The following is a 25,576-nucleotide window of genomic DNA, read 5'->3' on the forward strand; positions in this document are numbered from 1 at the left end:
CCTGGGAGCCCGGCTGCTGGCTACTTGCTGCGGGTGCCCAGCGCGGCGCCGATCTGCTGCCACTCCTGGGCGTAGGTGCCACGGGAGAAGGCGCGCAGGTCGTCGCCGGTCACCGTGCCGCGGGAGAGCGCCGTGTCGAGCGCCTTCACGATGGCATTCTTGTGCGGCTGCTCCACGTACGGGTTGTCCTCGCGGAAGACCTCGCCGAAGAGCGACTCCAGGCGGCCGTCCTGCTTCAGCCGCTCCACGATGCGGTTCTGCGACACGGGCGCGTCCGCGTGCGCGTGCAGCATGGCGGAGGCGATGCCGCTCTGCGCGTCCGCGTCCGGGAACTCCTCCAAAAGCCCCAGCTCCATGTCCGCCTGGGCGATGGACTCCGCGTCCGCCGGAGAGGGCGGGGCCTTCACGGCCTGCGTTTGAGGAGGCGTGGGGCGCCCGGCGGTGGGGCGCGCGGGCTCGAAGTCGCTGCGTCCCTGGAAGGAGCGCACGTTGGGGTTGGCGGGCGTCCGGCCCTGGGCTCCCGGCTTGCTGTCGCGCGTGACGTCGCTCCGCTCGGACCGCTCGAACTCCGAGCGCTTCGGGGGAATGGACGGGCGATTGCCACCATCGACGCGAGACATGAGGGGACTCCAGGCGCGGGGGAAGGCCCGTCGCGGTACTCGCTCCGGGTTGCGCACCTACATCTGTTATCGGGCTGTCCTTCCCCAGGGTTGCGTAGCCCCCCAGTCCACAGGCCCTGTCCGGCCGCCCGCATGCCGCGTCAGAGCCCCCTCTCAATCCTGGATCATCCGGCCTTGGCCGCCTTCCTTCCCGGCCAACCCCTTGATTCCAGGGGGCTTTCATCCCGGACGGAAATCCGGCGTTTCGCCGCGATGCGTCACCCAGGGGTCGAGAAGATTTCTTCAAGGCCGGCCGGGAGGCTGGTCTGCCACGCGGGGTAATTATGGCCCCCGCTGTAGGTCCGGTACGTGGCGCGGTGCCCGGCCGCCTGGAGGAGGGGCAGGAGGCGCTGGTTGCCGTCCTGGAGTCCCTCGAAGCGGCCGCAGTCCATCCAGACATGGAGCGGCGGCTGGCCGGTGCGCCGGGCCAGGTCGAAGACGACCATGTCGGTGCCCTCGATGGAGAAGGCGCCGGACTGGGACAGGACGCGGCCGAAGACGTGCGGCAGGCGTTGGGCCACGAAGAGCGCCATGAGGCCGCCCAGCGACGAGCCCAGCACCGCGTGCGCGCCCGGCGTGCGCTGCTCATCCACCAGCGACAGGTGCTCGCGGGCCAGGGGGAGCACGTGCTGGTGCAGGAGGGCGACGGTGGCCTCGCTGCACGCGTACTCGAGGGTGCGGGCCGGGCCGCCGTTGGCCACGAAGGCCATGGCCACCGGGCGCATGCGGCCCGCGGCGATCAGGTTGTCCACCACCACGGGCAGCTGGACGCGCTGGAGGTAGTCGTCGCCGTCCAGCACCACCACGAGCGGCACGGGGCCTTTCACGGGCGGCGCGTAGAGGGCCACCGCGCGCTTCTTGCCTACGGCGCACTCGTGCGTCGCCAGCTGGTGGCGTGTCACGCGGCCCTTGGGCACGTTCCGGATGCGCTTGCCCAGGGGCGTCGCTTCGCCCTGCGGCATCCAGAAGCAGTGGTTGAAGTCGCCGAAGCCGTTGTCGGAGCGGCGCGGGTTGAAGGCGTCGCGCACGCGGCGGCCCTTCGCGTCCTGGAGCGCGTACTCGACGTAGGCGTCCTCGGGCAGCGCCAGCGAGCGCGCCCACAATCCCTTTCCCACACGCTCCAGCGGAAGGGGCGTGCCGCGCCAGTCCTGGAAGTCTCCCTGGAGGAAGACCTGTCGGGGGCCCTTCCACACGAAGGTGGCGGTGTCTCCGTCGATGAGCGGCGTGCCCTCTTTGCGTGCGCGGGCTTCCAGCGTCCGGGTGTCGTCCATGCGTGGCGCGCACTGTATGCACTGCGCCTGGGGCCTGGGATGGGGAGCGTGGCTGACGTGGATCCGCGTCCACCCGCGGACATCGCGCTTGCGGCCGCTCAGGGCGACAGCAGATCGCGCAGCGCTCCGGTCAGGTCGGGGTAGCGGAACTGGAAGCCCGCCTCCAGCGCGCGCCGGGGCATCACCCGCTGGCCCTCCAACGCCACGCGCGCCATCTCCCCGAAGCGCGCCTTGAGGACGATTCCCGGCACCGACAGCGCCGCGGGCCGCTCCAGCACCGCGCCCAGCGTGTGCGCGAAGGTCGCGTTGGTGACGGGCTCCGGCGACGTGGCGTTCATCGGGCCGGACAGGGTGGGGTGCTCCAGCGCGAAGCGCATCAGCTGGAAGAGGTCTTCTCTGTGCACCCAGCTGACGTACTGCTGGCCGTTGCCCACCTTCGCGCCCGCGCCCATGCGGAACACCGGCAGCATCCGGTGCAGCACGCCGCCCGCCGGGTGCAGCACCACGCCGATGCGCAGGCGCACGGTGCGGATGCCCGCTTCCTCCGCGCGCAGGGCTTGCGCTTCCCAGTCCTGGCACACGTGGGCGAGGAAGTCGTCGCCGGGCGGGTCCTCCTCCGTCAGCGTCTGTCCCGCCCGGGCGCCGCCGTAGAAGCCCACCGCCGACGCGCAGACGAAGTGCCGCACGCTGCCTGCCTGCTTCATGGCCTCCACCAGCACGCGCGTGCCCTCCACGCGGCTGAGGTGGATGCGGTGCTTCGCTTCATGCGTCCAACGTTGGTCCACCGGCTCCCCGGCCAGGTGCACCACGCCTTCAGCGCCCGCGAGCGCGTCCGGCGACAGCGGCGTGCTTCCATCGAAATAGGAGCCCGTGACTCCGGCGGGCAGCCGGCCGAGCGCGTGTTCCACGTTCCGGCTGAGCACGTGCACCGTGTGGCCGGCCTCCAACAAACCTTGGACAAGGCCTGGACCGAGAAAGCCGGTGGCGCCCGTGCAGGTCACCCTCAAGGGTGGACCTCCTTTTCTCGTTCAGCGGTCAGGTCCTGGCCCACCAGCTCACTCAGGGCGGTGAAGAAGCGGGCTTGCTCCTCCGGCTTCATGCGCCCCGAGTGGCGGTAGACCGGCGTGCCTTCCGCGTCCAGCAGCATCACCGTGGACGTCTTGGTGGGCAGCTTCAAGGGCTCCTGGCCCAGGGTGCCCTTCAGGTCCACCAGGATGGGCACGCCAGCCTTCTTCTCCTCGTCACGCACGTACGACAGGGCGATCTCCCGCGCGGGAAAGAAGTCGTATTTCTCCAGATTGGCCACCGCGACCACGAACGCACTCTGCAGCAGGCCGCGCTCGCGTCCCCGGGTGAACAGCTCCGCCTTCAGGGGGGCGTTGAGTGTCGTGGAGTCCTTGTCCTCGTAGAAGAGGATGACGGGTTTCCCACGCCAGCGGGCCAGCTGAACCCTCTCTCCGCTGCTGGTGCTTAACGTCGCGTCCACGGGCTCCGGATCCGGGGCGGCGCCACCCGCGCTCCCCGCCGCCAGGGTCACCGTCAACGCGCCTGCGATCCACGCCTTCATCAGGGAGCCTCCGTGTACAAGGTTTTTGCAAACCTTAGACATAGCCTTGACAATCTCTGGACGCAAACGCTACCTCTAGGTGAGAAGGCTGCTGCCGTGCTCCCGATTCCGGAGATCCGCTGTATGGCCACCCTGCTTCCCAACGTGCAGCAGCCCTCCGCCGGAGCCGCGCCGCCTGAACAAGCCTGGCTGCAGCTCGTGCAGGCGGAAGTGGAGGCCGCGCTCGCGCAGCTGTTCGAGCTGCCGGATGAGCAGGCCCTGGACGCACGTTGGACACACGCGGCGGCGCAGGCGAGGGCTTATGCGCTGCGGCCGGCGAAGCGGCTGAGGCCGGCGCTGGTGCTGGCGGGGCACGGACTGGCGCGTGGGAGCACCTCGGTGCCGCCGGGGCTGTGGCGCTTCGCCGCGGGGCTGGAGCTCTTGCACACGTTCCTGCTCATCCACGACGACGTGGCGGATCAGGCGGAGCTGCGGCGGGGCGGGCCGGTGCTGCACCGGATGCTGGCTCCGGGCCGTCCGGGCGAGGACCTGGCGGTGGTGATGGGGGACCACCTCTTCGCACGCTCGCTGGAGGCGATGCTGGAGTCGGGGCTGACGGGAGCGTCGAGCGTGGCGCGCTACTACCTGGGCGTGTGCCGGCACACGGCGGCGGGGCAGTACCTGGACCTGGACCTGGCGCGCGTGCCGCTGGCGGAGATGTCGCTCTTCCAGACGCTGCGCGTGGCGCACCTCAAGACGGCGCGCTACGGCTTCTGCGCCCCGCTGGTGTGTGGCGCGATGCTGGGCGGTGCGGACGCGGGGCTCTTGGAGGGCCTGGAGCGGGTGGGGCGCTCGGTGGGTCTGGCGTACCAGCTGCGCGACGACCTCATCGGTCTGTTCGGCGACGCGGCCGTGGCGGGCAAGGCGTCCGACGGCGACTTCATGCAGGCCAAGCGCACCTTCCCGGTGGTGGCCGCGTACGTGCGCGCCACTCCCGAGGGCCGCGAGGAATTGGAGCAACTGTGGGCGCTGCCGGTGGAGTGCAAGGACGACGCGGCGCTCGCCCGTGCGCGGGAGCTGGTGGAGCACTTCGGTGGCCGTGCGGCGTGTGAGCGCGCGGTGGAGCGTGCGTCGCGTTCGGCGCGGCGGAGCCTGCAGGCGTTGCCCAACCCCCATGGTCTGAGGGACCTGCTGGATGCCCTCATCACCCGGCTGTCGCGTCGCGCTTCCTGAGGACACCGTCATGAGCGCACAGGGCAAGCGGGTGGTGGTGGTGGGCGCAGGGGTGGGCGGACTGGCCGCGGCGGCGAGGCTCGCGCGGCAGGGCTTCGACGTTCAGGTCTTCGAGAAGACGCACGGCCCGGGAGGCCGGTGCAACCAGCTCCAGGTGGATGGCTTTACGTGGGACGTGGGCCCCACCATCGTGCTGATGCCGGAGGTGTTCGAGGAGACCTTCCGCGCGCTGGGCCGCCGCATCGAGGACTACCTCACGCTGGTGCGGTGCGACCCGAACTACCGGGTGCACTTCCGCGACGGCTCGGACGTCACCTTCACGTCCGAGCTGTGCGCCATGGGCCGCGAGCTGGAGCGCGTGGAGCCGGGCAGCTTCCAGCGTTACCTGGCCTTCATGTCGCAGGGCCGTGAGCAGTACCGCATCAGCCTGGACCACTTCGTGGGCCGCAACTTCAACGGCGTGAGCGACTACTTCTCCCCACGGGTGCTGGCGAAAATCTTCAAGGCACGCGCGCACCGCCGCATGTACGCGGACGTCAGCCGCTACTTCCAGGACGACCGGCTGCGCGCGGCGATGACGTTCCAGACCATGTACCTGGGCGTGTCTCCCTTCGAGTCGCCCGCGGTGTATGGCCTGTTGCCCTTCACGGAGCTGGGCGTGGGCATCTGGTTCCCGAAGGGCGGCCTGTATGCCATTCCGCTCGCGCTGGAGCGGCTGGCGCGGGAGGAGGGCGTGACGCTGCACTACGGCCAGGCAGTGGAGCGCATCCTCACCGAAGGCGGGCGCACCACGGGCGTGCGGCTCGCGGGTGGCGAGGTGGTGTCCGCGGACGCCGTCCTGTGCAACGCGGACCTGCCGTATGCGTACGAGAAGCTGTTGGATCCGAAGGACGCGCCGTTCAAGCGGGGGGAGAAGCTGCGCTTCACCTCCAGTGGCTACATGCTCTACCTGGGCATGAAGAAGAAGGTGCCGGGCCTGCTGCATCACAACGTGATGTTCGGCCGGGACTACGCGGGCTCGTTCGAAGACATCTTCCAGCGCTTCCGCGTGCCGGAGGACCCCAGCTTCTACGTCAACGTGCCCACGCGCACGGATCCCTCGCTGGCGCCGGAGGGGAAGGACTCGCTCTACGTGCTGGTGCCCGTGCCGCATCAGCACCCGGGGATGGACTGGAAGGTGGAGGGCCCGAAGGTGCGCGCGAAGGTGTTCCAGCGGATGGCGGAGCTGGGCTACCCGGACCTGGAAGCGGACATCGAAGTGGAGCGCATCTTCACCCCGGATGACTGGGCGGGCACGTACAACCTGGCGCGTGGCAGTGCGTTCGGGCTGGCGCAGAACTTCTTCCAGATTGGCCCCTTCCGTCCGGCCAACGTGGATCCCCGCGTGAAGAACCTCTTCTTCGTGGGCGCCTCCACGCAGCCGGGTACGGGCCTGCCCACGGTGCTCATCTCCGCGCGGCTCGTCACCGAGCGGCTGACGGAGTGGGCCCAGAAGCAGGGTGTGGCCCTGTCTCCTCGCGCGGGCGTTCCCGCGGTGGAGGTGGCGGCATGAGCGTCACCGCTTCCTCGGCGCTCATCGCGCAGGGCTACCGGCGCGCACGGGTCGTCACGCGCCACCACGCGAAGAGCTTCTTCTTCGCGTCGTACCTCCTCTTCGGACAGCGGAAGAAGGCGGCCTTCGCGCTGTATGCCTTCTGCCGGCGGCTGGATGACCTGGTGGACGCGGGCGAGAGCGCGCTGCCGGGCGAAGCGCCCATGGACCTGGCGACGCGCCTGGCCCGGGCTCGCGAGCGCGTGGCGGAGGTGTACCTGCCGCTGCCGGAGCTGGCCTCGAAGGAGCTGGGCCCGCCGTCCGCGCGCCAGCCCTCCGAGGACGCGCCGTCGCCGTGGGACCCGAGCGAGTTCGCGGCGCTGCGCCACACCATCCACCACTACCGGATTCCCGAGCAGCCCTTCCAGGACCTCATCTCCGGCATGGAGATGGACCTGACGAAGGTGCGCTACGACACGTGGGAGGAATTGGACCTGTACTGCTACCGGGTTGCAGGTGTGGTTGGGTTGATGCTGACGCCGGTGCTGGGCTGTGTGGACGCTCGCGCGGTGGAGCCGGCGGCGGACCTGGGCCGCGCGATGCAGCTCACCAACATCCTGCGCGACGTGCGCGAGGACCTGGAGCGCGGCCGGGTGTACCTGCCTTCGGAGGAGCTGCGGGCCTTCGGCATCACCGAGGACGACCTGCGCGCGGGGCGGGTGGACGCGAAGTGGCGTGACTTCATGCGCTTTCAAATCCAGCGCGCGCGGGCGTACTACGCGCGGGCGGCGGCGGGCGTGCGCTACCTCACCGGCTTTGGAAGCCAGCGCATGGTGCGGCTGATGGGCTCCATCTACGGCGACATCCTGCGTGACATCGAGGCGCGGGATTACGACGTGTTCAGCGGCCGGGCCCACACGACAACGGCGCGCAAGCTGGAGCTGACGGCGATCGTGTTCCTTCGGCCCCGGGCCGCGTTGCCGGAAGCGCCCCTGGCCCTGCCGTCCGCGCCGGTACCGCTGTTGCCCACGGGCACGGGAGGCTCGCGATGAAGGCCTCGCGCGTGGCGGTGATTGGCGGCGGCATTGGTGGGCTGACGGCCGCGGGCCTCCTGGCGAAGGAGGGCCACGCGGTGACGCTGTTCGAAAGCGGCCCGACCCTGGGTGGCAAGGCGCAGGCGGTGATGGTGGAGGGACTCACGCTGGACACGGGACCCACGCTGCTCACGTTGCCGGCGCTGGTGCGCGGCACGTTCGAACAGTTGGGCGCGCTGGATCTGCTGCCGCCGTTCACGGAGCTGGAGCCGCAGTGCACCTACCACTTCACGGACGGGTGCGGCTTCACGGCGTACAAGGACCTGGAGCGCATGGCGGACAGCGCCGCGGAGCTGCGGCCCGTGGAGCGCAAGGGCGTGCACTCCTTCTACGCGGAGGCCGCGGCCATCTGGCGCGCGGCGGGCGAGCCCTACCTGGAAGCCCCCTTCGAGGGCATGGCCGGCTTCATGGCACGCGTGGCCCGCCGGGGCATCGGCGCGATGCTGGCTGGGATGAAGATGGACACGCTGCATGTGCTGGCGGCGAAGCACTTCCAGACGAATCACCTGCGGCAGTACGCGGGGCGCTTCGCCACCTACGCGGGCGGGTCGCCGTATGCGTCCAGCGCGGCGTTCGCGCTCATCCCGCACATCGAACATGCGTATGGCGTGCACCACGTGCGCGGCGGCATCGGCGCGCTGGTGGAGGCGCTGGGGCAGGCGGTGCGGCGGCTGGGCGTGACGGTGCACCTGGACACGCGCGCGCGCTTCGAGCGCATCACCGAAGGCTACCGCGTGGAGCCGGTCGCGGAGGTGTTCGACAGCGTGGTGGTGAACGCGGATCCGCTGGCGTCGCTGCGCCGGGAGTCGGAGCCGCTGTCGCTGTCCGGCTTCGTGTTGCTCCTGGAGGTGGAGGGGCGCACGGCGGTGCCGCACCACGCGGTGATGTTCGGCGGGGACTACCGGAAGGAGTTCGATGAACTCTTCGCGGGTCAGCTCGCCACGGACCCCACGGTGTATGTCTGCAACCCGTCCGCCACGGATTCGAGCATGGCGCCGCCGGGCCGCACGGGCTTGTTCGTGATGGTGAACGCGCCGGCCATGCCGCTGGAGGAGGGCAGGGCGGATCAGGCCCGGCGTGATTGGGAGGCCGGCGCGGAGCGAGTGCGCGAGCAGATGTTCGAGAAGCTCGTGCGGCACTACCCGGCGTTGAAGGGACGCGTGCGCGTGGTGGGGCAGCGCTCGCCGGTGGACCTGGCGGCGCGCGGGGCTCCGGGTGGTTCCATCTATGGCTTCCTGCCGCATGGCCGCTTCGGTCCGTTCCGCAGGCCGCGTATCCGGGGCGGCACGCCGGGGTTGTTCTTCGCGGGCGGCGGCACGCATCCGGGCGGCGGGGTTCCGCTGGTGATGCTGTCGGGCCGGTTCGCGGCCCAGATGGCGTCCGCGCACCTGCGGGAGGTCGCATGAAGTCCGGCCTCGCGCAGAGCCTCCTGTCCGACGCGGCGGAGTCGTGCGCGCTGCCCGCGCTGCCGGACACGGCGGGGGCGTACCGCTGGTTCTACGCGGACGTGACCGCCGGGCCGTACAGCGCGGTGTGCATCTTCATGTTGGGGTCGTTGTTCTCGCCGCGTTACTCCGTCGCGGCCCGGCGTGGAGGCCATCCGCTGGCGTACAGCGCGGTGAACTTCGCGCTCTATCACCAGGGTGTGCGCAAGTTGTGGGTGCTGAGCGAGTACCCGCGCGTGGAGATGCAGGGACCGGGACGGCTGTGCATCGGCCGCTCCACGTTGACGCACGCGGTGGATGGCACGGTGCGCATGGACGTGGATGACGGGACGGCGCCGTGGGGCCGTCCGGTGCGCGCCAGCCTGACGTTGCGGCCGCTGACGGGGCGGGGCACGGAGGTGCAGCTCATGCCGGGCCTGCCGCATTACTGGCAGGCATTGGCGCCCCGCTCGGAGGCCCGGCTGGAGGTGTCAACGCTGGGCGTGACGGCGGAGGGGATGGGCTACCACGACACGAACCACGGCCAGGAGTTGCTGGGGGCGCGGCTGTCCGGCTGGCACTGGGCGCGCACGCACCACGCGAACCACACGGTGGTGGACTACCACCTGCCGGACGGCGTGGCGCCGGTGCGCATGATGGCGGGAGCGAATGGCGTGGTGTGCGAGCGCGGCCCGAACCCCGAGGCGCGTCCCACGAACCTGACGGGCTGGGGGCTGCGCGTTCCCTCGAAGCTGCACACGGGCAACGAGGTGGTGGGCGTACCGCACCTGCTGGAGTCGTCGCCCTTCTACGCGCGCCTGGAGTCGCGGCGGGACACGCTGGACACGATGGGCGAGGTGGCGGACTTCCGCCGCTTCCATTCCCCGTTCATCCGCTGGATGGCGCACTTCCGCACGCGCGTGGGAAGGGCGGCATGAACGCGGCCATGCGTCGGCATGAGCGCGCACGGCGTTCGAATCGTGCCATGAACGCGCGTGAGCAGGCGCTGCATTCATGCGAGCGCAAGGGGCGGACGGCATGAACGCGCTCGGCTTCTTCACGCTCGGGTGGACGGTGATGGCCGGTGGCTTCAGCGCGGTGGCGCTGGCGCGGCTGTATCGCCGTGCACCCGTGACTGTTGGGGGACCTCTGCCCTCCGTGCTGCTCCTGCGCCCCGTGGATGCGCCCACGCCGCTGGAGCTGGAGAACCTGGCGCACCGTATCGACTACGCGGGGCCGCTGGAGCAGGTGGTGCTGTCGCCGTACCGGCCGCGCCTGGCCGAGGGCGTGCGCTGGCTTCCGAGCGACCCCGTGTGCCCCAACCGCAAGGTGGGCCATCTGCTCTACGCGCTGGAGACGCTCGATGTTCGCGGGCGCGTGGTGCTCGCGGTGGACGCGGACGTGGCGGTGACGGGCGCGCTGGTGGAGGGCCTGGCCTCTCCGCTCGTGGCCGGCGCCGCCTTGAGCACCGCTGCTCCCACGCCCGTGGGCGCGATGGACGCGGCGGGCCGCGCGATGGCGGGACTGCTTCGCTACACGCACCACAGCTTCCGCGCGCTGCACGCGATGAGCGCGGGCGCGCAGGCTGTGTGCGGCAAGGCGCTCGGGCTGTCACCGCGCGCGGCGGAAGAACTGGTCGGACTGTCGGACCACATTGGCGAGGACCTGGAGCTGGCGAAGCGACTGCACGCGCGTGGCCTGGACGTGGCCCTGAGCCCCGCGCCCGCGTGGGTGCCTGTCGCCAACGGGACGTCGTGGCGCGTGCCGCTGGAGCGTTTCACGCGCTGGATGCAGGTGCTCGCGAGCCACCGGCCCGGTCTGTATCCCACCGTGCCGCTGCTCTTCACGCCCACCGTGCCGCTGCTGCTCCTGGCCGCGTGGCTCCACGAGCCCGCCGTGTGGCTCGCGGTGGCGGCGCTCGTCGCCGTGCGCACGTTGCTGTCGCTGCGCCTCGCCGCGCTGAGCCGCGTGCCTTCGGAAGTGGACCGGGGCCACGCGCTGACGGACTGGATGCAGGGTGAGTTGCTGCTGCTCGCGGCCTTCGCGGCCTCGCTGACGCGGCAGGGAAGGGTGACCTGGCGCGGCCATACCTACGCGCTGGAAGCTGGGGGACGCATGGTGCGGGTGGCGTCGCAGTGGAGTGGAGGCCCGGGATGACCTACGCGCGCTTCCTGGGCATCTTCGTCGTCCTGCCCATCCTGTTCCTGCTCGTGCGCTATCGCCGCACGCTGTCGTGGCGCGGGCTCGCGCCCATGGGCTTGCTGTTCATCGTCGTCTACGCGGCCACGTCGCCGTGGGACAACATGGCCGTGAAGTGGGGCCTGTGGGGCTTCGACCCGGAGCGCATCTGGGGCGTGAAGCTGGGTTACCTGCCGCTGGAGGAGTATCTCTTCTTCGGCCTCCAGACGCTGCTCGTGGGCCTGTGGGCACGCGACCGGCTGGAGCGCGTGCTGGCGAAGAAGCCTCAGCCCGTGTCTCACGAACAGAAGCCCGTCCGCGCGGAGCGGACCCTGGAGCCTTCCGAGGTGTCGCCATGATGGAGACGCGCTGGGCGTACCTCATCCACCTGCTGGCGTGGACGCTGCCTGTGATTGCCATCCAGTTGGCGGTGCTCGTGAACCACTACAAGTCCCGCTCGGGCGAGGTGCTGCGCGCGGTGCTGCCCCCGGCCCTGGTCGTTGGCGTGTATCTGTCCATCGCGGATCACCTGGCCATCTCCACCGGCATCTGGAACTTCGGAGAGGGACGCCACGTGGGCGTGTTCATCGGCGCCGTACCGCTGGAGGAGATCCTCTTCTTCCTCATCACGAGCGTGCTGGTGTCGCTGGGGCTCGCGCTGTTCACGGCGCTCCTGCGGCTCCGGGAGGCTCGGGCGTCTTGATTCGCGCGGCCAAGGGTGGGCCCTTCGGGTGGGCGGTGGACCGGTACATCGGGTGGAAGGTCCGCTCGACGTTCCGGGGCCTGTGGGTGCGCGGCGAGCTGCCCACCGACGGTGTGGGCCGGCTCGTCTACCTGAACCACTCCAACTGGTGGGACGGCTTCGTGCTGCATCAGCTCTGCCAGGCGGCGGGCTGGGACGGGTACTGCCTCATGGACGAGGAGAACCTCCGCCGCTATCCCTTCCACACGAAGATGGGCGCCTTCAGCATCCGCAAGCAGGACGCGATGTCGTCCCTGTCCTCGTTGCGGTACGCGAAGGAATTGCTGCGCAAGCCGCGCGCGGCCGTGTGTGTCTTTCCGGAAGGCGAGCACCGGCCCTTCGGAGTCCACCCGCTGAAGCTGGAGCGCGGCGTGGAGTTGCTGGCCCGCGCGGCGAAGGCGGAGTGCGTGCCCATCGCCATCCGCTACGCCTTCTTCGAGCACGAGCGTCCGGACGTCTTGCTGGAGGTGGGCGAGGTCCACCAGGCCGGTCCGCTGGAGCGCTTCCAGAGCGGGCTGGAGACGGTGGTGCGGCGGGTATCCGACGCCACGAGCCTGGAGGGCTTCACGCGGAAGATGGCGGGGGCGAAAGGCGTGGCGGAGCGCTGGGACCGAGCGCGAGGCTTGAGCCCATGAGCCTGCGCATCCGCACCATCGCCCGGCTCACCGGCATCCGAGAGGCCACCCTGCGCGCCTGGGAGCGCCGCCATGGCTTCCCGCGCCCGGAGCGCAGCGAGAACAACTACCGCGTATATTCACGCGACGAGGTGGAGGCCGTCCGCCGGGTGGCGAAGCTGATGGAGGAGGGCCTCTCGGTGAGCGAGGCCATCGCCCAGGTGCGCGACGAGCCCCGGACGTCAGTCCCTCCGTTGGCGCGGCATGTGGAGCGCTTCTGGGCGGCGGTGATGGTGCTGGACTCGGAGGCCGCGGACGCGGCGCTGTCCGCGGCCCAGGTGGGGCTGTCCGCGACCACGTATTGCGACACCGTCCTGATTCCGCTGCTGCGCGAGATGGCCTCGCGCCTGGACGTGGCGCGCGAGCACATGGCGTCCGCGCTGGTGCGGCATCGGCTGCGCATGCTGCTGGCGGGGATGGAGCGCGTAGGCGAGGGGCCCCGGGGACTCCTGGCGTGTCCAGCGAGGGACCACCACGAGGGTGGGCTGCTCGCGTTGGGCGTGCACCTGAAGGCGCGGGGCTGGCGGGTGACGCTGCTGGGCGCGGACACGCCCGCGGAGGCGTTGGAGGGAGCCTGTTTGCAGGTGCGCCCGGACCTGGTGGCGCTGTCGTTCATCCGCCGCCGGGACTCGGCCGACTTCGTCTCGGTGTTGTCCGAAGCGATGCATGCGTGCGCGCCGGTGCCGGTGGTGGTAGGCGGGCCTGGGGCGCGGGAGCACCTGAAGACGCTGTTCACCCTGGGCGCGCAGTACGCGGAGTCCGCGGAGGAGCTCATCGCCGTCTGGCAGCAGGCGCGAAACGCGCAAAACCGACCGTGAAGCACGCACACCATGGCTGAGCGCACCTATCGCATCCACATCGCCGCGGAGCTGTCGGGAGTCCGGGTGGAGCTCATCCGGGCCTGGGAGCGCCGCTACGGGGTGCTCGAGCCTGAGCGCACGCCCGCGGGCTACCGCGTCTACACCGACCGCGACGTGGCCCTGCTCAAGCGGCTCAAGGCGCTGACAGACGAGGGTGTTGCCATCAGCGAGGCGGCGAAGCTTCTGCCTCAGCTGCGCGCGGAACTGGACGTGGCGCCTTCCGCGCCCATCGAGAATCTTCAGGCGCGAATCGGCTCGCAGCCGGAGTCGTGGCGCGCGGCGGTGATGGCCGCGGCCGAGGCGTATGACCAACCCCGCGTGGTGCGCATCCTGGACGAGGTGCTGACAGCGCTGCCGCCGTTGAAGGCCTTCGAAGAAGTGCTGGTGCCGGTGCAGCGCGAGGTGGGCGACCGCTGGCATGCGGGCACGTTGACGGTCGCGCAGGAGCACCTGGTGACGCAGGTGGTGCGCGAGCGGCTGGTGAGCCTGCTGCACGGTGCCCCACGGGGAGGACGCAAGCACGCGGTGCTGGCGTGCTTCCCGGAGGAGGAGCACGAGATTGGCCTGCTGGGCGTGGCGCTGCGGCTGCGCCACGCGGGCATGCGGGTGACGCTGTTGGGGCAGCGCGTGCCGGCGGAAGGTCTGGGCGAGATGGTGGCCCGGGCAAAGCCAGACGTGGTGGGCCTGTCGGCGGTGACGAACCGGGGCGCCACGGTGTTCGAGGACGTACTCACGCGCATCCAGGCCGCGCTGCCCAAGGGCCTGCCCCTCTGGGTGGGAGGCCCCGCCGCCCAGGTGCACGCGGAGGTTTGCGAACGCCTGGGTGTGAGGCTCTTTGCCCACGAAGATGACTGGACGCGGATGGCGGGCTGAGCGTCCTCGTCGCTATTCCGGATCCAGGGCCCAGGTGCCCTCATCCCAGCGTTTCAAGGTCTGCCCTGCCTTGAATGGCACGAGTCCTTCGCCCCTGGCCGCCTCCATCAAGACCTCGCGCGCCTCACGCGTCCGGTAGCGAAGCAGGTAGGCCGCGGCCATGACTCGCACATCCATCCTTGGATGACTGAAAAGCACCGTGAGCGCCTCGCGGCCTGCATCCCCATGAGCCCGGAGTTGCTCGAAAGCGGAGATGTATTTCCTCGCGTATCGGTTCCCGGCCTTCGCGTCGCCCTGCCAGATCGCATCGGTCTGGGCGGCGACGTTGTCCGCGAACTGCCTGACCAATGTATCCAAGCTCACCGCCAGGTACCTCTTCGAATGTTCTCGATCGCCAGCATCCCGAAATCTCGCTGCGCTGAAAATGACTGAGCTCCAAGCCACTGGCGCACGGTCAAGCTTGAACTGCCTGTCAAATCAGGCTGCTTGGAGGAATAGAATGCGCTCACGCGCGAATGCACTGCTTCGTCGAGCGCAACGATGTTCTCGGTGTTGTGAAGCGCATCGGGTCCAAAGCGCTGCGCGTTCCCGGGTGTCTGCTCGACGATATGATGCCATTGTTTCCCGCTGCCTGCGGGCCCCATCGCTTTCTTGAATCCACTGAAGGACTTCCACGCCTTCAAACTGGGCGCTCCGGTGCCGCCTGCCGCACCGTGATAGGACATGGCCACGGCGCCCGGCGCCAGGCCAAACGTGAAGCCGTCCGCGGCGATGGCAACCGTCTCGACCTGCCCCACGGCGGCGTAGACCACACCGGCCTCCGTCTCGGCTCGGACCGCGGCCTGGGCTGCCCCTGGCAGGCCCGGGAGCTTCGCCCCGAGCGTCGCGCCCGTGCTTCCAATGGCCGCCGTCGCCAGCATCACGAACGCCCGTGCCGCCTGGCGGCCCATCACCTTGCCGAATCGCTCTCCCGCTCCGCGCAGTTCGTCGAACGTCAGCGCCGCATCCGACTCCGCCATCAGGTGTCGGAAGCCCTGGATGAGTGCCCAGAACGTGTCGATGCCCACGTAGGCGATGAGCCCTGCCGAGAGCACCGCCGCCACGCCCTTCGTCGCGGGCTCAGGCACGGTCCAGAGCAGCGCATACGTGACCGCTGTCCATAGAGCGGCCTGCATCAGCGCCTCCGGATTCGCCATGTCCTTCACGGCGTACCACAGCTCGTCCAGCACCGCCCCCTTCGCCAGCGCGAGCGCCAGGGCGAAGCGCGCGTCCCCCGTGATGACAGCGCTCTCCTTCAGCAGTCCCAGACAGTCACCGGCCCGTCCGGTCCGTCCGCACCAGCGCAAGTAGGCGCGAGTCATCTCCACGTCAGGCTGAGTCTGCTCGGAGGACAGGTGCTCACCAGGCCCGAGCGGCGTGATGCGGCGGCGCTGCACATCCATCAGGTACGAACCGCTCCGGGGCTCCACCTCGAAGAGGCGCCGGGCCGCATCCTGGGCCCTCGGTGACAACCGAAGCCCTGGGGCCAGCCGCGCCACGGCCTCCTTCAGAGCCCCCGCCTCAAGCGGGACCGGCTGGGCCGTTCCCTCCGTACGAGGCACATGGATGACAGGCGCACCGCGCCCCGTGTCGAGCCGGACGGCCTTCGTCGCACCGCTACACCCGACCAGCGCCCAGAACAGGGACAGCACCAGCCATGGAAGCCGCATCAGGAGCTCCAATCGCAAGCAATCGTCTCGGCTCAGGCGAAGGCATTCTCTCGGTGCACCCGGAGCGAAGGGGGAGCGGGTTGACGCATGCGAGTGCCGCTCCGGGGAACCCCGGTGATGGTAGCAGGGGCCCTTCAGGGACGGCCATCTCCAAGAGAGGCGCTTCAGGCTCTCTGGGCGTGGAGCGCTTCTCCTTCAGGGTGTGCGTTGCGGACCCGTCACGCGCTCGAACGACACTCCCAGGTTTCCCACCTGCTCAAGGGCGGCCTTGATCTCCTCGGAGACAATGAACGCTGTCTTGAATCTCGTCGGCCGCAAGGCGTGTGCGCCCTCGGTCTTCGAGGGGTCGATCCGCAGGCCGTAGATCCAGCGGTACTCCCCTGCATACTCAGGAAAAGGGTCGTCTTCGGCGTAGTGCTGCACTTCTCGGCACTTCGCTTCGTCGATGCAGTCGACTGTCTTTATTACGTTGATAATGAAGTGTCGCTCGGATTCCCCTTCGATGGTGATTGGGAATAATTGAGCATCGTTGGGGGCGTGCATCTTGAAAACGTTCGCGACCGCTTCACTGCCGATGGGCGTGCGTTCAACTCCTGCAAACACAAGGGTGCGCTTTTGACCTGGGTTTCTAACCCGAGCCTTGATGGGTCCAGGGTCCGGAAGAGCGTGGCCCTCTCCGAACATCCACGGCTCATCGAACGCTCCACCGGATGCGGGCACAGGTGTCGTGATGTACCACTGAGGCACATCCGCGATATTCACCCAATAGAAGTTCCGTTCCACGCTGCCCTCCTACTTCACGATGTAGCTACGCAGGTCCGAACCCGCTGTAAGCAACTCATTTGCGATATTGGCGAGTTCATTCAGTAGCTTCGCGCGACAGCTTTCCGTGGTTCTGCACGTCCTTACGGCCGTCTGCAGGCGATTCACGACCTGATTGTGATAAAGTTCAGGATGAGGCCCTTCGTGTCCCTTGAGCCGCACCTTGTTGGCAGCATCCTCAAGTGTCATGCCGGCCTTCTCGAAGATTTCCTCACACGCTGGTGTCCAAGGCCCGCCTGACACGGTGGAAACCCAGTTCTTGTTCGTGCAGATGTGGTGAACGGGACCTTCGGCATCGCCAGGGTACCGCCCGTCCGAGTACATTGCGAGAGCAGCCGCGGCTCCTGGAGCCAACGTGACGTTGAGCACACCCGTGGCGGGCATCGCGATGGACGTCACGCCACCATTCAGCGCTGCCCAAGTGAGAATCCCGCCTCGGCTTGTCCTCGGAGCGCGGCCTGGGTGAAGCCCGGGAGCTTGGGGCCCTGGGCTGCCATCGCGTTCTTCCCGCCAAGCGCCGCCGTGACGAGCAGCACCAGGACGCGCGTGCCGTTGGTCCCCAACACGCGGCCGAACCGGTGACCGATGTCCTGCAATTCGATGGCGCTCGTTGCCGTCCCTGCGTCATCCCAAAGTCGCACGAAGCCCTGGCCTATCTCCCAGGCCGGCACGATGCCCAGGTAGGCCACCATGGCAGCCGTCAGCGCCACGGCGATGACCTTGGTGACAGGCTCTGGCAGCGTCAGGGTGAGAAGCACGCTCAGCGCGGCCGACGTCACCATGGCCTTGAGTGCCGCCGGGTTGAGCATCTTGCCAACCTCGGCCTCGACGCTCTCCCACACGCTATCGAGCGCGAAGGACAGGGCCATGAGCGTCCGGTCCTTGCGCGAGAACGTCAGCCCCGTCCCGCCTACCAGGGCCAGGCAGTCATCCTTTTCGGGACAGAGGCGCGCGTACAACGATTCAGGCGAACTCCCCGAGCCAGGGTCCGCGAGGCCCTTTGCGGAGGCGAGCAGCGTCCTGGAGCGCACCCTCCCTCGCGCATCCGCTGCTTCCGCCTCACGGAAGGCAACGTCCATTCGCATGTCCAGGATGAGCTGCGTGAGGGCGGACGTGAACGCGTCTTCGCTCACCTGGACCGGGGCGGCCTCCACCGGCTCGTGGACAACCCGCGGTCCGCTGCCGGTATCAATATGGACAATGGGGCGGGTCGCACACCCCGTCGCGAGCAGCAGCAACAGCGTGACGGCTCCGGCCAGCCTCATGGCGCTCCCCAAGCTCAGGAAGCGCGGCATCCTGACCTCAGTGTGTCAGGGCCTCCAGGGCTTTCGCCTGCGCGTCGATGAAGTGCCCGTAGTCCGAGTCCACCTGATCCGAATAGGCACAGGCGAACTCGGTGACGGCTTCGTCGAAGTGGTCCTTGGTGCCCAGGTATCCCGCGATGAGCGCGGCGTCGCCGGTGCGCGCATGGGCGCGGGCCAGGGTGGCTCCACACGCGTCCGCGTAGTCCTGGAACACCGGCCCCTCCATCTTCTCCGCGTCCAGTGAGCCCTTCATGTCGCGCAGCTGGCGCACGTAGAAGGCGCCCATGCCCTCCACCTCCGTCCAGCCGAGGAACAGGTCGGAGAAGGCCTGCATGCGCCGCTGGCCCACCACCACGCGCTCTCCCGCGCTGTGGAACTCGCTGGGACCCAGGTAGGGCTCCAGCACGGAGGCCTTGGCCTCCTTGAGCTGCAACACCAACGGGTCCTCTCCACCGTTGCCTTCACACAGCACGACGTAGGCCTGCAGCCCCACGCTGCCCACTCCCACGACCTTGAAGCCCCACTCCTTGCGCCGGTAGCGCAGGCACAAATCCCTCACCGCTCCGTCCAGCGACTCCAGGTAGCCCACCGTGAGCCGCTTGATGCGCCGATCCAACTCCGTGGACGACACGTCCATCTTCACCGCGCTGAGCGGGAAGAGCAGGGGCGGCTGGTAGGCCAGGTGTCGCTGGCCGTTGCGCTCCACGGTGAGCTTCTCCACCGCGTGTGCGCTGGTGTGGCGCTTCGCCTTCTCCACCGCCTCCGCGGCGAGCTTCGCGGTGTCGACGGAGTCGGAGTTCTTCAGCTCCTTCGCGTCCACGTGGAGCGACCAGACCTCCAGGAGGCTCCGGGTCGTCAACTCGCGCATCGTGAGCCGGTAGGACTCCACGGCCTTGCGCGCGGCCTTCTTGCCGCAGCGGGCGCCCAGGCCGTTCTGTTTCGCGGCCACGACGAAGCTCGCGGCCAGGCGCTTCACGTCCCATTCGAAGGGGCCGGGCAGCGTCTCGTCGAAGTCGTTGAGGTCGAAGATGAGGTTGCGCTCGGGCGTGCCGAACAGGCCGAAGTTGGCCAGGTGCGCGTCGCCGCAAATCTGGCTGCGCAGGCCGCTGTGCGGCGTGTGGGCCAGGTCGCGCGCCATGACGAAGGGCGTGCCGCGCAGGAAGGCGAACGGGGACTCGGACATGCGCTCATGGCGCACGGGCACCAGCCACGGCAGCCGTGTAGCGTCCGACTCCTTGAGCTGCGCGAGCGGGTCGCGTCCCCGGAAGGCCTTCCACGCGGCGTGGCTGCTCCGGGGACAGCGCTTGCGCAGGGCGCGGCCCGCGTCCATGCGCTCCTCCACGGAGCGGAAGTCCACGGCCTGCAGCCGCGAGGGCTTCAGCTTCCGGGGCGTGCGCCGCGTGCGCTGCTGTTTCTGGTTGGATACGAGGGGAACCTTTGCGGCTCCCAGCTCGGATGTGCCGTCCGCATCCATGGGGTGTGTGACTCCTCACCGCCAAAAGTGGGACCGGCACCCCGGAACCGGAAGCGTCCGGGGCCGGAAAATCGCCCGCCCCTGGGGCAGGGGCGGATGCAGTGTTCACTCCCGAAGAGACACCTTCCTCGGCGTGAGCAGGATGCCGCCCTTCGGACGCAGGGTGATGGCGGGAAGAACCTCGGGTGCGGGCCCTGGCGCTGCTTCGAAGTGGAAGCGCTGGAGCACCGTGGCCAACACCAGGCGGATGACCATCAACGCGGAGCCCGCGCCGATGCAGAGCCGGGGCCCTCCTCCGAAGGGACAGTAGGCGAAGCGCGGGATGCGCCGCTCCAGCCCGTCCGCCCAGCGCTCGGGTCGGAAGGACTCCGGCTCCGTGAAGTGGCTCGCGTTCCGGTGCAGCGCCCACTGGGACCACGCGACCACCGTCCCTGCTGGCACGTGGACGCCGTCCATCCGGTCGTCCTGCTCCGCCACACGGCTCATGCCCCACGCGGGCGGATACAGACGCAGCGACTCCTTCACCACCTGCTCGCAGTACGGCAGTGACGGCAGGTCCGTCACCGTGGGCTCGCGGCCTCCCAACACCGTGGCCAGCTCCTGCCGCAGCGCTGCTTCCGCCTCCGGATGGCGCGCCAGCAACCACAGACTGAGCGCCAGCGCGGCGGCCGTCGTCTCATGCCCGGCGATCATCAATGTCAGACATTCGTCGCGCAGCTGCGCGTCCGTCAGGTGCTCGCCTTCCTCGGCCTGTGCCTCCAGCATCAGACCCAGCAGGTCGTCTCCAGGGCCTCCCTGCTTCCTTCGGCGCTCCACCACATCGTCCACGACGGCGTGCAATGCGCGGAGGCCGGCCCTGAACCGCAGTTGTCCCGGCGTGGGCACCCAGGCGGGCAGGGTGATGGGCGTGTCGAAGAGGTGCTGGGCATGCAGCATCACCGCCTCCATCGCCCGTCCCAGCTCCCTCGCCTGCGCGGAGAGGTTCGCGCCGAAGAGCGTCTCCGCCACCACGTCCATCGTCAGCGCCATCATCTCCGGGTACGCGTCGAAGGACGCTCCCTCCCGCCGTGACGCCATCCAGGTGTTCGCGGCCTTCACCGCCACGCTCCCGTGCGCCGCCAGCAGGTTCTTGTGGAAGGCCGGCTGCATCATCCGCCGCCGCCGCATCCAGAAGTCGCCGTGGCTGGTGAACAGGCCGTTGCCCACCACCGCCTCCAGGGCGCGCTTCTGGAAGGCGTCCTTCGGGTAGTTGCGGAAGTTCTTCACCAACACGTGCTCGATGGCCTCCGACGTGTTGAGCAGGTAGACGTCCGTCCCCACGAAGCGGGTTCGCGCCACCGCGCCCCGGTCCGCGTAGCGCAGGAAGAAGCCCAGCGGATCCTTCCGGTACTCCAGCCCCTGGCCCACCCACGGCAGCCCCGCGGGAAGTGAGGGCGGAAGGACCGCGGAGTCGGAAGGGGCGGCGTGCATGCGGCGACTCCTGGGCGGGGGCACAAAAGACCTTCCCGAGCGCTCGAGTGTACCCGAGCCAGACCGGTGGAGGCCCAACGGTGACGGCGCACGCTACAAACCCAGGCGTGTGTGACATGCGGGGCTACTGCGACTTACCGCGTCAGCAGAGTTTCCTGGGGAATCCGAAAGATTTGTTTTCGCATGTTACTGGCTCGGCGGGTGCAGAGGCCGCTGCCGCCGCTCGCGGGGCGGATGTCTCGCGCGCGGTGTTTCACCCACCGGGTGAAACACACCCCATTTCGAGGTTGAAGACATGCGGACGATGAAGACCGGATTCGTGATGGCGGCGGCGTTCCTGTCCCTGGCGGGTTGCCAGGGTCCGGACGACAGCGCGCAGGCCCCCACGGGCACGCAGGAGTCGCAGGCGCAGGGCTGTGTCTCGCGGTTCAATGGCATCCAGAGCTGCGCGGTAGGCAACGCGCAGCTGGCCGCCACGGCGGAGGGGCTCCAGGTGTTCGGGCTCGCGCAGGGGACCGCGAACGGCGTGGCCAGCCACTTCTCCAACGCGACGGGCTGGCAGCAGGCCGCGCGGATGAACCTGGGCGGCGGTCAGGGCCAGTTCTCGCTGGCCGCGCGTGACGCGGATCAGGTGGTCAGCACCCTGAGCGTCACGCCGAGCGCGAACGGGTCGCAGCTGTCCGTGGCGCCCGCCTTCACCGGCACGGCCGGTGGCTCCACCTACCGCGTCAACGTGTACCGCGACGGCGTGTTCCAGGGCGGCGGCACCCACGAGCCCGCGGCCCGCGTCGTCATCTTCACGGACTGGATGGGCAACGTGTACATGGCCTGGGGCTTCGCGGCCATCGACTTCCGCCACCTGCCGTTCCCGTTCGCCGTGCGCGCGGACTCCGTGCCCCAGACCGAGGACGGCGCCTGCATCTGGCGCATGAGCCTCAAGGGCAAGACCTTCACCACCCAGGTGGATGGCCAGCAGCTCACCGGTGACACCCTGGAGCTGGTGGAGCAGATCGGCGACGGCGCCTATCCCTACCGCCACTTCTCCGGCATCGACGTGAAGGGCTCCGCCGGCAGCTACACCATCGTGAACGAGGCCACCGCACTGGTCAGCGCCGACGGCGCCCAGGCTCGCTAAGCCATTCCGATGAAACACCTCCTGTCCCCCGGCATGGCGCCAGGGGACGGGGGCGTGGGGCTCACCGGGGGTGGAAGCACTTCTCGTCGGTGGTGTCCTCATCGCGGTTGTAGACGACGGCTCCCGACCACCGGGCGACGTCCAGGGCCACGGCGCCGACCTCGAACATGAAGGCGGTGAAGAGGATCTCCTCCTTGCCGGGTGAAGGGGTGAAGCCTCCCAGGCATTCGAGCGACGTCCCCGAGTAGCGCAGGAGGTTGGCTCCCAGCTTCTCCGTGTCCGTCATGAAGCCATGGGAGGGGGCCACCGGGTCGTCCCCTGCCAGGGCGAGCATCTCCAGCACGTAGCTCGCGACGGAGAGGATGAGCCCGCCGACGCCAATGACACCGAGCAGCCCCGCGTCCACCTTCTCCAGGACCTCCGCGGCGAGCTTCGTGTTCGCTCCGCTCGGAGGCCGCCAGCCCAGGTAGGCCACGCAGCCGGAGGTCATGGCCTCCACGGCGCTGACGCTCCAAAGGATGAGGTCCACCGCCCACTGGATGGGGCTGTCGTCGGTGGGGAAGGTGCCCGCGACGCCCGTCGCGGTCGTGACGGCCTGGAGGGTGTTGACGACCTTCACGAGCGGGCCTTCTATCTTCGCGACGCTGAGGATCGCCGAGGCCTCCAGGAAGAGCGAATAGAGGAACGAGGAGATCTCCGCCGCGCCGCCTCCCAGGATGGAGTAGGCGCAGCGCTTGGGGTCCAGGCCGGTCGTCTTCGCGGCCAGCTCCAGGGTCGGCTGCGCCCGCCAGGGCATCCGCGCCAACTGGAGCGTGTTCCGCTGGCTGGGGGCCTCCGCCAGACTGGCGACGGGGGCCTCGCCCGTGAGCAGCTTGTAGACAATCGTCAACGGGATGGCCGTGAGCAGGCTCAAGGCGCCCAGCATGGTCAGCTGCTCTTCACCCGTGAGCTTCTTGTAGAGCCACGAGATGACCGGGATGTTGAACGGCCGCAGCAGCACGTCCTGGATGATGGCCTGGGTCAGGTCCTCCACGACTTCGCAGAGGCCCAGCACCAGGTCGCGCATGGCGCTCAGCAGCGCCTTGCCCGCCTCGCCCGCGATCAGCTTCACGAGGGCGTGCAGGCTGAGGTTGCCCTGCTGCGTGAGCGTCTGGATGCCCTGGAGCAGCTCTTTCACGCTCACCGCGACGTCCGACAGGATGTCTTCCACGGTCTGGACGAAGTCGCTGATGGCCTCCATCACCGGGTTGTCCGGCGCGTCCGACGTGCTCTGGCCGATGCCGCCATGGGACATCTGGTAGGTGGAGAAGGTCGCGCCCGGGCTGGTGTTGAGGCAGTCGAGCGCGGACTGCTGCTCGGGGGTCGCCGAGGCCTGTGTCTGGGCCGTCACCTGCTGTGTGCTCACATCCTGCATGCCCAGGGCGGAGTCGCAGAGGCTGTCGAACTGGCCGATGAGCGAGTCGAAGAAGGAGGTGATGGTGGCCTCCGACCCCTTCAGCTTGCCCGCGAGCGCCAGGAGCGCGTCCTTCGTCATCGCCTCCAGCGCGCGCTGGGTGTCGAGGATGTCGTCCCAGGCGAACAGGAAGCCCAGGAAGGCGATGATGTCTTCAATCAGCACCGCCAGTTGTTGGAATAGCCAGCTGATGAGCTGGAGCGCCTCCTTGATGGTGCGCACGACGAACGTCACCACCTGCTCGCCAATCTTCACGAAGAACTGGAGCAGCGTCTTCGTGCCGCTGAGGATGGGCTGGATGACGTATTCGTAGACGGCACCCGCGGCGCTCTTGAGCGCCTGGAGCACGTCTCCCGCCGCCGTCTCGATGGCGTTCGTCACGTTGCCCAGCACCGCGAAGGACGTCTGGGTCTTCGCCATCGCCGTGGGCGCGGCCGGCTCCAGGGGCGCTGACGTGCCGTCCGCGGGCAGGCTGTCCATGTTGTCCATCAGCTGCTGGAGCGATGCCTGCACCTGCGCCACCATGTCCGGATCCGCGCCGGGGGGCACCACGGGCGTGCCATCCGGCTTCGTCCACTGGGACAGGTCCTGGCCCTTCAGCTTCGCGGCCAGGTTCGCGCGCAGCTCCGCGCTGGGGTCCGCCGTCACGTCCTGCTCGAGGAACGGCGCGCTGAAGCGGAAGACGGGCGTGCCCACGTCGGACACCTTGTTGATGAGCGTCACCGTGCCGCTGGCGTCTGTCTTCACCTCCACGCGTGTGCTGGTGTCCAGGTCCGTCCAGTAGCCGTTCACCATCACGCGGGACCACTCGGAGGCGTTCACCTGCACCGGCTGGCCCACCAGCGCCGCGCCCTGCGCGTCGGTGAAGCGCACCACCGTGGTGTAGCTGGGGAACTCCTGCCCGTTGGCCAGGGTGGGCAACACCATGTCCGTGTTCTGCCAGGCGGTGGTGTCCGGGTCCTGCCACAGGTAGGTGATGAGGCTGTTGTCCGTGGAGGTCACGAACAGCTCCCCCGTGGAGCGCTTCTGGTTGCGGCGGGGGGCCAGCCGGGCCACGTGCTCGCGCTGCTGGAGCGGTGCGGACCAGCCCTCCGTGGCGCCCACCGTGTTGTTCAGGGAGAACAGCCGCTGGCTTCCGTCCACCGCCCACACGCTAACGCGCTGGGAGTCCTGCTGCGCCAGCACGGACGTGACACCGGACAGCACGGCCGAGGACGCGATGGCCAGCGCGGTGCTCTTCGCGTTCTTCAGCCCCGTGGAGGGGAACCACGACAGCCCGTCACCACCCACGTACAGCGCGCTCAGGCCCTGGTTCTGTCGGTCCTCCAGCGCCCACAGGCAGCGGCCACCCGACGGCGCCGTCACCGAAAGCGAGTGCGTGGTGTTGGTGGACGGGTCCAGGAGGCTGGTGAAGGTGAGGCACCGCTTGCCGGTGTTGTCGTCGAACAGCGACCAGGTGCCCCGGTAGGAGATGCCGGTGATGGAGGCGCGGGCCACCACCACGTCGTGCAGCGTCTGCATGTCCTTGGGCGGCGCCCAGTTCACCCATGCGCTGTTCGTGGTGCTCGTGGACGCATCCACGAAGTATCGGCCGGTGGAGCCGTTCGTGTTCTTCACCTCCGCCACCAGCAGCGGCGCCTCGCTGGCGCTGACGAAGTCGCCCAGCAGCAGCCGCTGCACGGGCATTCCGGCGGGAGCGCCGTTGCGCTGGACCCACGCCGTGTTGAGCGTGCTCCATGGGCCGCCATCCGGCGTGGGCGTGAGGGCGGGGGAGACAAACACGCGGCTGCCGCCCGCGCCGTCATCCATGGCCACGGCGATGATGACCTGGCCCGAGGGGGCCTGCACCACCGCGTAGCCCTGCACGTCGTGGTTCGCGTCCGGGCTGAGCTCGACCTGGCGCCAGCCGGTCGTCACGGTGGTGTCGCGCAACATCACCCACAACGTCTTGCGCGCGGTGTTCGCCGAGGACGCGCCCACGCTGAACAGCAACGGCGAGCCGCCGGTGTCCTCCGCGGAGGCCAGGGGATAGGCCGCGTCCACGGAGGTCGCGGCCAGGTAGTTGTACATCAGGCTGGAGGAAACGGTCGCCGAGCCCGTCTGGGTTGTCTGGGACATGGATGG

The 25,576-nt window shown here is 69.1% G+C and carries 22 protein-coding genes and 1 pseudogene; 12 read left to right on the forward strand and 11 right to left on the reverse strand.

All coding sequences use genetic code 11. The annotated features are described in order from the left end of the window. Positions 1–20 precede the first annotated feature (20 nt). The 4 genes from D7Y04_RS03550 to D7Y04_RS03565 all read right to left on the reverse strand — a co-directional run bounded on the left by D7Y04_RS03550 (position 21) and on the right by D7Y04_RS03565 (position 3,497). Positions 21–620 (reverse strand): hypothetical protein, encoded by a 600-nt coding sequence (locus D7Y04_RS03550; protein ID WP_120596458.1) that lies wholly within the window; start codon positions 618–620, stop codon positions 21–23. 257 nt (positions 621–877) lie between these two features. Next, positions 878–1,930 carry an alpha/beta hydrolase-fold protein gene (locus D7Y04_RS03555; protein ID WP_120596457.1) on the reverse strand — a complete coding sequence of 351 codons (1,053 nt, stop codon included), beginning with the start codon at positions 1,928–1,930 and terminating at the stop codon, positions 878–880. A gap of 98 nt (positions 1,931–2,028) precedes the next feature. Continuing rightward, positions 2,029–2,937 (reverse strand): TIGR01777 family oxidoreductase, encoded by a 909-nt coding sequence (locus D7Y04_RS03560; RefSeq protein WP_120596456.1) that lies wholly within the window; start codon positions 2,935–2,937, stop codon positions 2,029–2,031. Next, positions 2,934–3,497, reverse strand: a complete 564-nt coding sequence (locus D7Y04_RS03565; RefSeq protein ID WP_171809218.1) for a hypothetical protein — start codon at positions 3,495–3,497, stop codon at positions 2,934–2,936. The genes D7Y04_RS03560 and D7Y04_RS03565 overlap by 4 nt, the downstream gene beginning before the upstream one ends. A 123-nt stretch (positions 3,498–3,620) precedes the next feature. Between D7Y04_RS03565 and D7Y04_RS03570 the strand changes: the two genes are divergently transcribed. From D7Y04_RS03570 to D7Y04_RS03620, 11 genes are all read left to right on the forward strand, one after another. Continuing rightward, positions 3,621–4,709: a polyprenyl synthetase family protein gene (locus tag D7Y04_RS03570; protein ID WP_120596454.1), complete on the forward strand. Its 1,089-nt coding sequence runs from the start codon at positions 3,621–3,623 to the stop codon at positions 4,707–4,709. A 10-nt stretch (positions 4,710–4,719) separates the two neighbouring features. Continuing rightward, positions 4,720–6,261, forward strand: coding sequence for an NAD(P)/FAD-dependent oxidoreductase (locus D7Y04_RS03575; RefSeq protein WP_121758309.1), 1,542 nt, complete (start codon positions 4,720–4,722; stop codon positions 6,259–6,261). Further along, a complete protein-coding gene (locus tag D7Y04_RS03580; RefSeq protein ID WP_121758310.1) occupies positions 6,258–7,292 on the forward strand; it encodes a phytoene/squalene synthase family protein in 1,035 nt (344 codons plus the stop codon). Before D7Y04_RS03575 ends, D7Y04_RS03580 begins: the two co-directional genes overlap by 4 nt. Continuing rightward, a complete protein-coding gene (locus D7Y04_RS03585) occupies positions 7,289–8,740 on the forward strand; it encodes an NAD(P)/FAD-dependent oxidoreductase (protein WP_121758311.1) in 1,452 nt (483 codons plus the stop codon). Before D7Y04_RS03580 ends, D7Y04_RS03585 begins: the two co-directional genes overlap by 4 nt. Then, a complete protein-coding gene (locus D7Y04_RS03590; RefSeq protein ID WP_121758312.1) occupies positions 8,737–9,696 on the forward strand; it encodes a carotenoid 1,2-hydratase in 960 nt (319 codons plus the stop codon). The genes D7Y04_RS03585 and D7Y04_RS03590 overlap by 4 nt, the downstream gene beginning before the upstream one ends. Before the next feature lie 100 nt (positions 9,697–9,796). Continuing rightward, a complete protein-coding gene (locus tag D7Y04_RS03595; protein WP_121759261.1) occupies positions 9,797–10,915 on the forward strand; it encodes a glycosyltransferase in 1,119 nt (372 codons plus the stop codon). Continuing rightward, the gene (locus D7Y04_RS03600; protein WP_120596449.1) at positions 10,912–11,295 is read left to right on the forward strand and encodes a lycopene cyclase domain-containing protein; all 384 of its coding nucleotides are present in this window, start codon (positions 10,912–10,914) and stop codon (positions 11,293–11,295) included. The genes D7Y04_RS03595 and D7Y04_RS03600 overlap by 4 nt, the downstream gene beginning before the upstream one ends. Next, complete coding sequence (locus D7Y04_RS03605; protein ID WP_120596448.1) at positions 11,292–11,639, forward strand: lycopene cyclase domain-containing protein; 348 nt, start codon at positions 11,292–11,294, stop codon at positions 11,637–11,639. The genes D7Y04_RS03600 and D7Y04_RS03605 overlap by 4 nt, the downstream gene beginning before the upstream one ends. After that, positions 11,636–12,313, forward strand: coding sequence for a lysophospholipid acyltransferase family protein (locus tag D7Y04_RS03610; RefSeq protein ID WP_121758313.1), 678 nt, complete (start codon positions 11,636–11,638; stop codon positions 12,311–12,313). The genes D7Y04_RS03605 and D7Y04_RS03610 overlap by 4 nt, the downstream gene beginning before the upstream one ends. After that, positions 12,310–13,170 (forward strand): MerR family transcriptional regulator, encoded by an 861-nt coding sequence (locus D7Y04_RS03615; RefSeq protein ID WP_121758314.1) that lies wholly within the window; start codon positions 12,310–12,312, stop codon positions 13,168–13,170. Before D7Y04_RS03610 ends, D7Y04_RS03615 begins: the two co-directional genes overlap by 4 nt. Before the next feature lie 12 nt (positions 13,171–13,182). Next, positions 13,183–14,085 (forward strand): MerR family transcriptional regulator, encoded by a 903-nt coding sequence (locus tag D7Y04_RS03620; RefSeq protein WP_121758315.1) that lies wholly within the window; start codon positions 13,183–13,185, stop codon positions 14,083–14,085. Positions 14,086–14,097: 12 nt separating this feature from the next. Here D7Y04_RS03620 and D7Y04_RS03625 read toward each other — a convergent pair whose 3' ends face one another. From D7Y04_RS03625 to D7Y04_RS03650, 6 genes and pseudogenes are all read right to left on the reverse strand, one after another. Next, the gene (locus tag D7Y04_RS03625) at positions 14,098–14,448 is read right to left on the reverse strand and encodes a DUF2019 domain-containing protein (RefSeq protein ID WP_121758316.1); all 351 of its coding nucleotides are present in this window, start codon (positions 14,446–14,448) and stop codon (positions 14,098–14,100) included. Then, positions 14,445–15,527 (reverse strand): hypothetical protein, encoded by a 1,083-nt coding sequence (locus D7Y04_RS03630; protein WP_233601260.1) that lies wholly within the window; start codon positions 15,525–15,527, stop codon positions 14,445–14,447. The genes D7Y04_RS03625 and D7Y04_RS03630 overlap by 4 nt, the downstream gene beginning before the upstream one ends. Positions 15,528–15,989: 462 nt before the next feature. After that, on the reverse strand, positions 15,990–16,577 hold the full coding sequence (locus D7Y04_RS03635) for an imm11 family protein (RefSeq protein ID WP_199749608.1): 588 nt from the start codon (positions 16,575–16,577) through the stop codon (positions 15,990–15,992). Positions 16,578–16,586: 9 nt separating this feature from the next. Next, positions 16,587–17,881 (reverse strand): annotated as a pseudogene (locus D7Y04_RS03640) (AHH domain-containing protein). 37 nt (positions 17,882–17,918) lie between these two features. Continuing rightward, entirely contained in the window at positions 17,919–19,394 is a 1,476-nt protein-coding gene (locus D7Y04_RS03645) for a DUF2252 domain-containing protein (protein WP_121758319.1), read from the reverse strand. Between the two features lie 105 nt (positions 19,395–19,499). Continuing rightward, positions 19,500–20,864, reverse strand: coding sequence for a cytochrome P450 (locus tag D7Y04_RS03650; RefSeq protein ID WP_121758320.1), 1,365 nt, complete (start codon positions 20,862–20,864; stop codon positions 19,500–19,502). 304 nt (positions 20,865–21,168) lie between these two features. Between D7Y04_RS03650 and D7Y04_RS03655 the strand changes: the two genes are divergently transcribed. Further along, positions 21,169–21,999 carry a hypothetical protein gene (locus tag D7Y04_RS03655; RefSeq protein WP_147477032.1) on the forward strand — a complete coding sequence of 277 codons (831 nt, stop codon included), beginning with the start codon at positions 21,169–21,171 and terminating at the stop codon, positions 21,997–21,999. Positions 22,000–22,060: 61 nt separating this feature from the next. Here the strand turns inward: D7Y04_RS03655 and D7Y04_RS03660 are convergent, their stop codons facing one another. Beyond that, a complete protein-coding gene (locus tag D7Y04_RS03660) occupies positions 22,061–25,570 on the reverse strand; it encodes a hypothetical protein (RefSeq protein WP_121758322.1) in 3,510 nt (1,169 codons plus the stop codon). Positions 25,571–25,576: the final 6 nt, after the last annotated feature.

It is taken from the genome of Corallococcus sp. AB038B, from assembly GCF_003668955.1.
In the GTDB taxonomy this organism is placed as follows: domain Bacteria; phylum Myxococcota; class Myxococcia; order Myxococcales; family Myxococcaceae; genus Corallococcus; species Corallococcus exiguus.

Coding starts and splice junctions, on each gene's coding strand:
- D7Y04_RS03585 (WP_121758311.1), top strand. CDS start 7,289: ATGAAGGCCTCGCGCGTGGCGGTGATTGGCGGCGGCATTGGTGGGCTG.
- D7Y04_RS03605 (WP_120596448.1), top strand. CDS start 11,292: ATGATGGAGACGCGCTGGGCGTACCTCATCCACCTGCTGGCGTGGACG.
- D7Y04_RS03595 (WP_121759261.1), top strand. CDS start 9,797: ATGAACGCGCTCGGCTTCTTCACGCTCGGGTGGACGGTGATGGCCGGT.
- D7Y04_RS03630 (WP_233601260.1), bottom strand. CDS start 15,527: ATGGATGTGCAGCGCCGCCGCATCACGCCGCTCGGGCCTGGTGAGCAC.
- D7Y04_RS03615 (WP_121758314.1), top strand. CDS start 12,310: ATGAGCCTGCGCATCCGCACCATCGCCCGGCTCACCGGCATCCGAGAG.
- D7Y04_RS03600 (WP_120596449.1), top strand. CDS start 10,912: ATGACCTACGCGCGCTTCCTGGGCATCTTCGTCGTCCTGCCCATCCTG.
- D7Y04_RS03570 (WP_120596454.1), top strand. CDS start 3,621: ATGGCCACCCTGCTTCCCAACGTGCAGCAGCCCTCCGCCGGAGCCGCG.
- D7Y04_RS03590 (WP_121758312.1), top strand. CDS start 8,737: ATGAAGTCCGGCCTCGCGCAGAGCCTCCTGTCCGACGCGGCGGAGTCG.
- D7Y04_RS03555 (WP_120596457.1), bottom strand. CDS start 1,930: ATGGACGACACCCGGACGCTGGAAGCCCGCGCACGCAAAGAGGGCACG.
- D7Y04_RS03620 (WP_121758315.1), top strand. CDS start 13,183: ATGGCTGAGCGCACCTATCGCATCCACATCGCCGCGGAGCTGTCGGGA.
- D7Y04_RS03575 (WP_121758309.1), top strand. CDS start 4,720: ATGAGCGCACAGGGCAAGCGGGTGGTGGTGGTGGGCGCAGGGGTGGGC.
- D7Y04_RS03650 (WP_121758320.1), bottom strand. CDS start 20,864: ATGCACGCCGCCCCTTCCGACTCCGCGGTCCTTCCGCCCTCACTTCCC.
- D7Y04_RS03565 (WP_171809218.1), bottom strand. CDS start 3,497: ATGAAGGCGTGGATCGCAGGCGCGTTGACGGTGACCCTGGCGGCGGGG.
- D7Y04_RS03660 (WP_121758322.1), bottom strand. CDS start 25,570: ATGTCCCAGACAACCCAGACGGGCTCGGCGACCGTTTCCTCCAGCCTG.
- D7Y04_RS03580 (WP_121758310.1), top strand. CDS start 6,258: ATGAGCGTCACCGCTTCCTCGGCGCTCATCGCGCAGGGCTACCGGCGC.
- D7Y04_RS03550 (WP_120596458.1), bottom strand. CDS start 620: ATGTCTCGCGTCGATGGTGGCAATCGCCCGTCCATTCCCCCGAAGCGC.
- D7Y04_RS03645 (WP_121758319.1), bottom strand. CDS start 19,394: ATGGATGCGGACGGCACATCCGAGCTGGGAGCCGCAAAGGTTCCCCTC.
- D7Y04_RS03655 (WP_147477032.1), top strand. CDS start 21,169: ATGAAGACCGGATTCGTGATGGCGGCGGCGTTCCTGTCCCTGGCGGGT.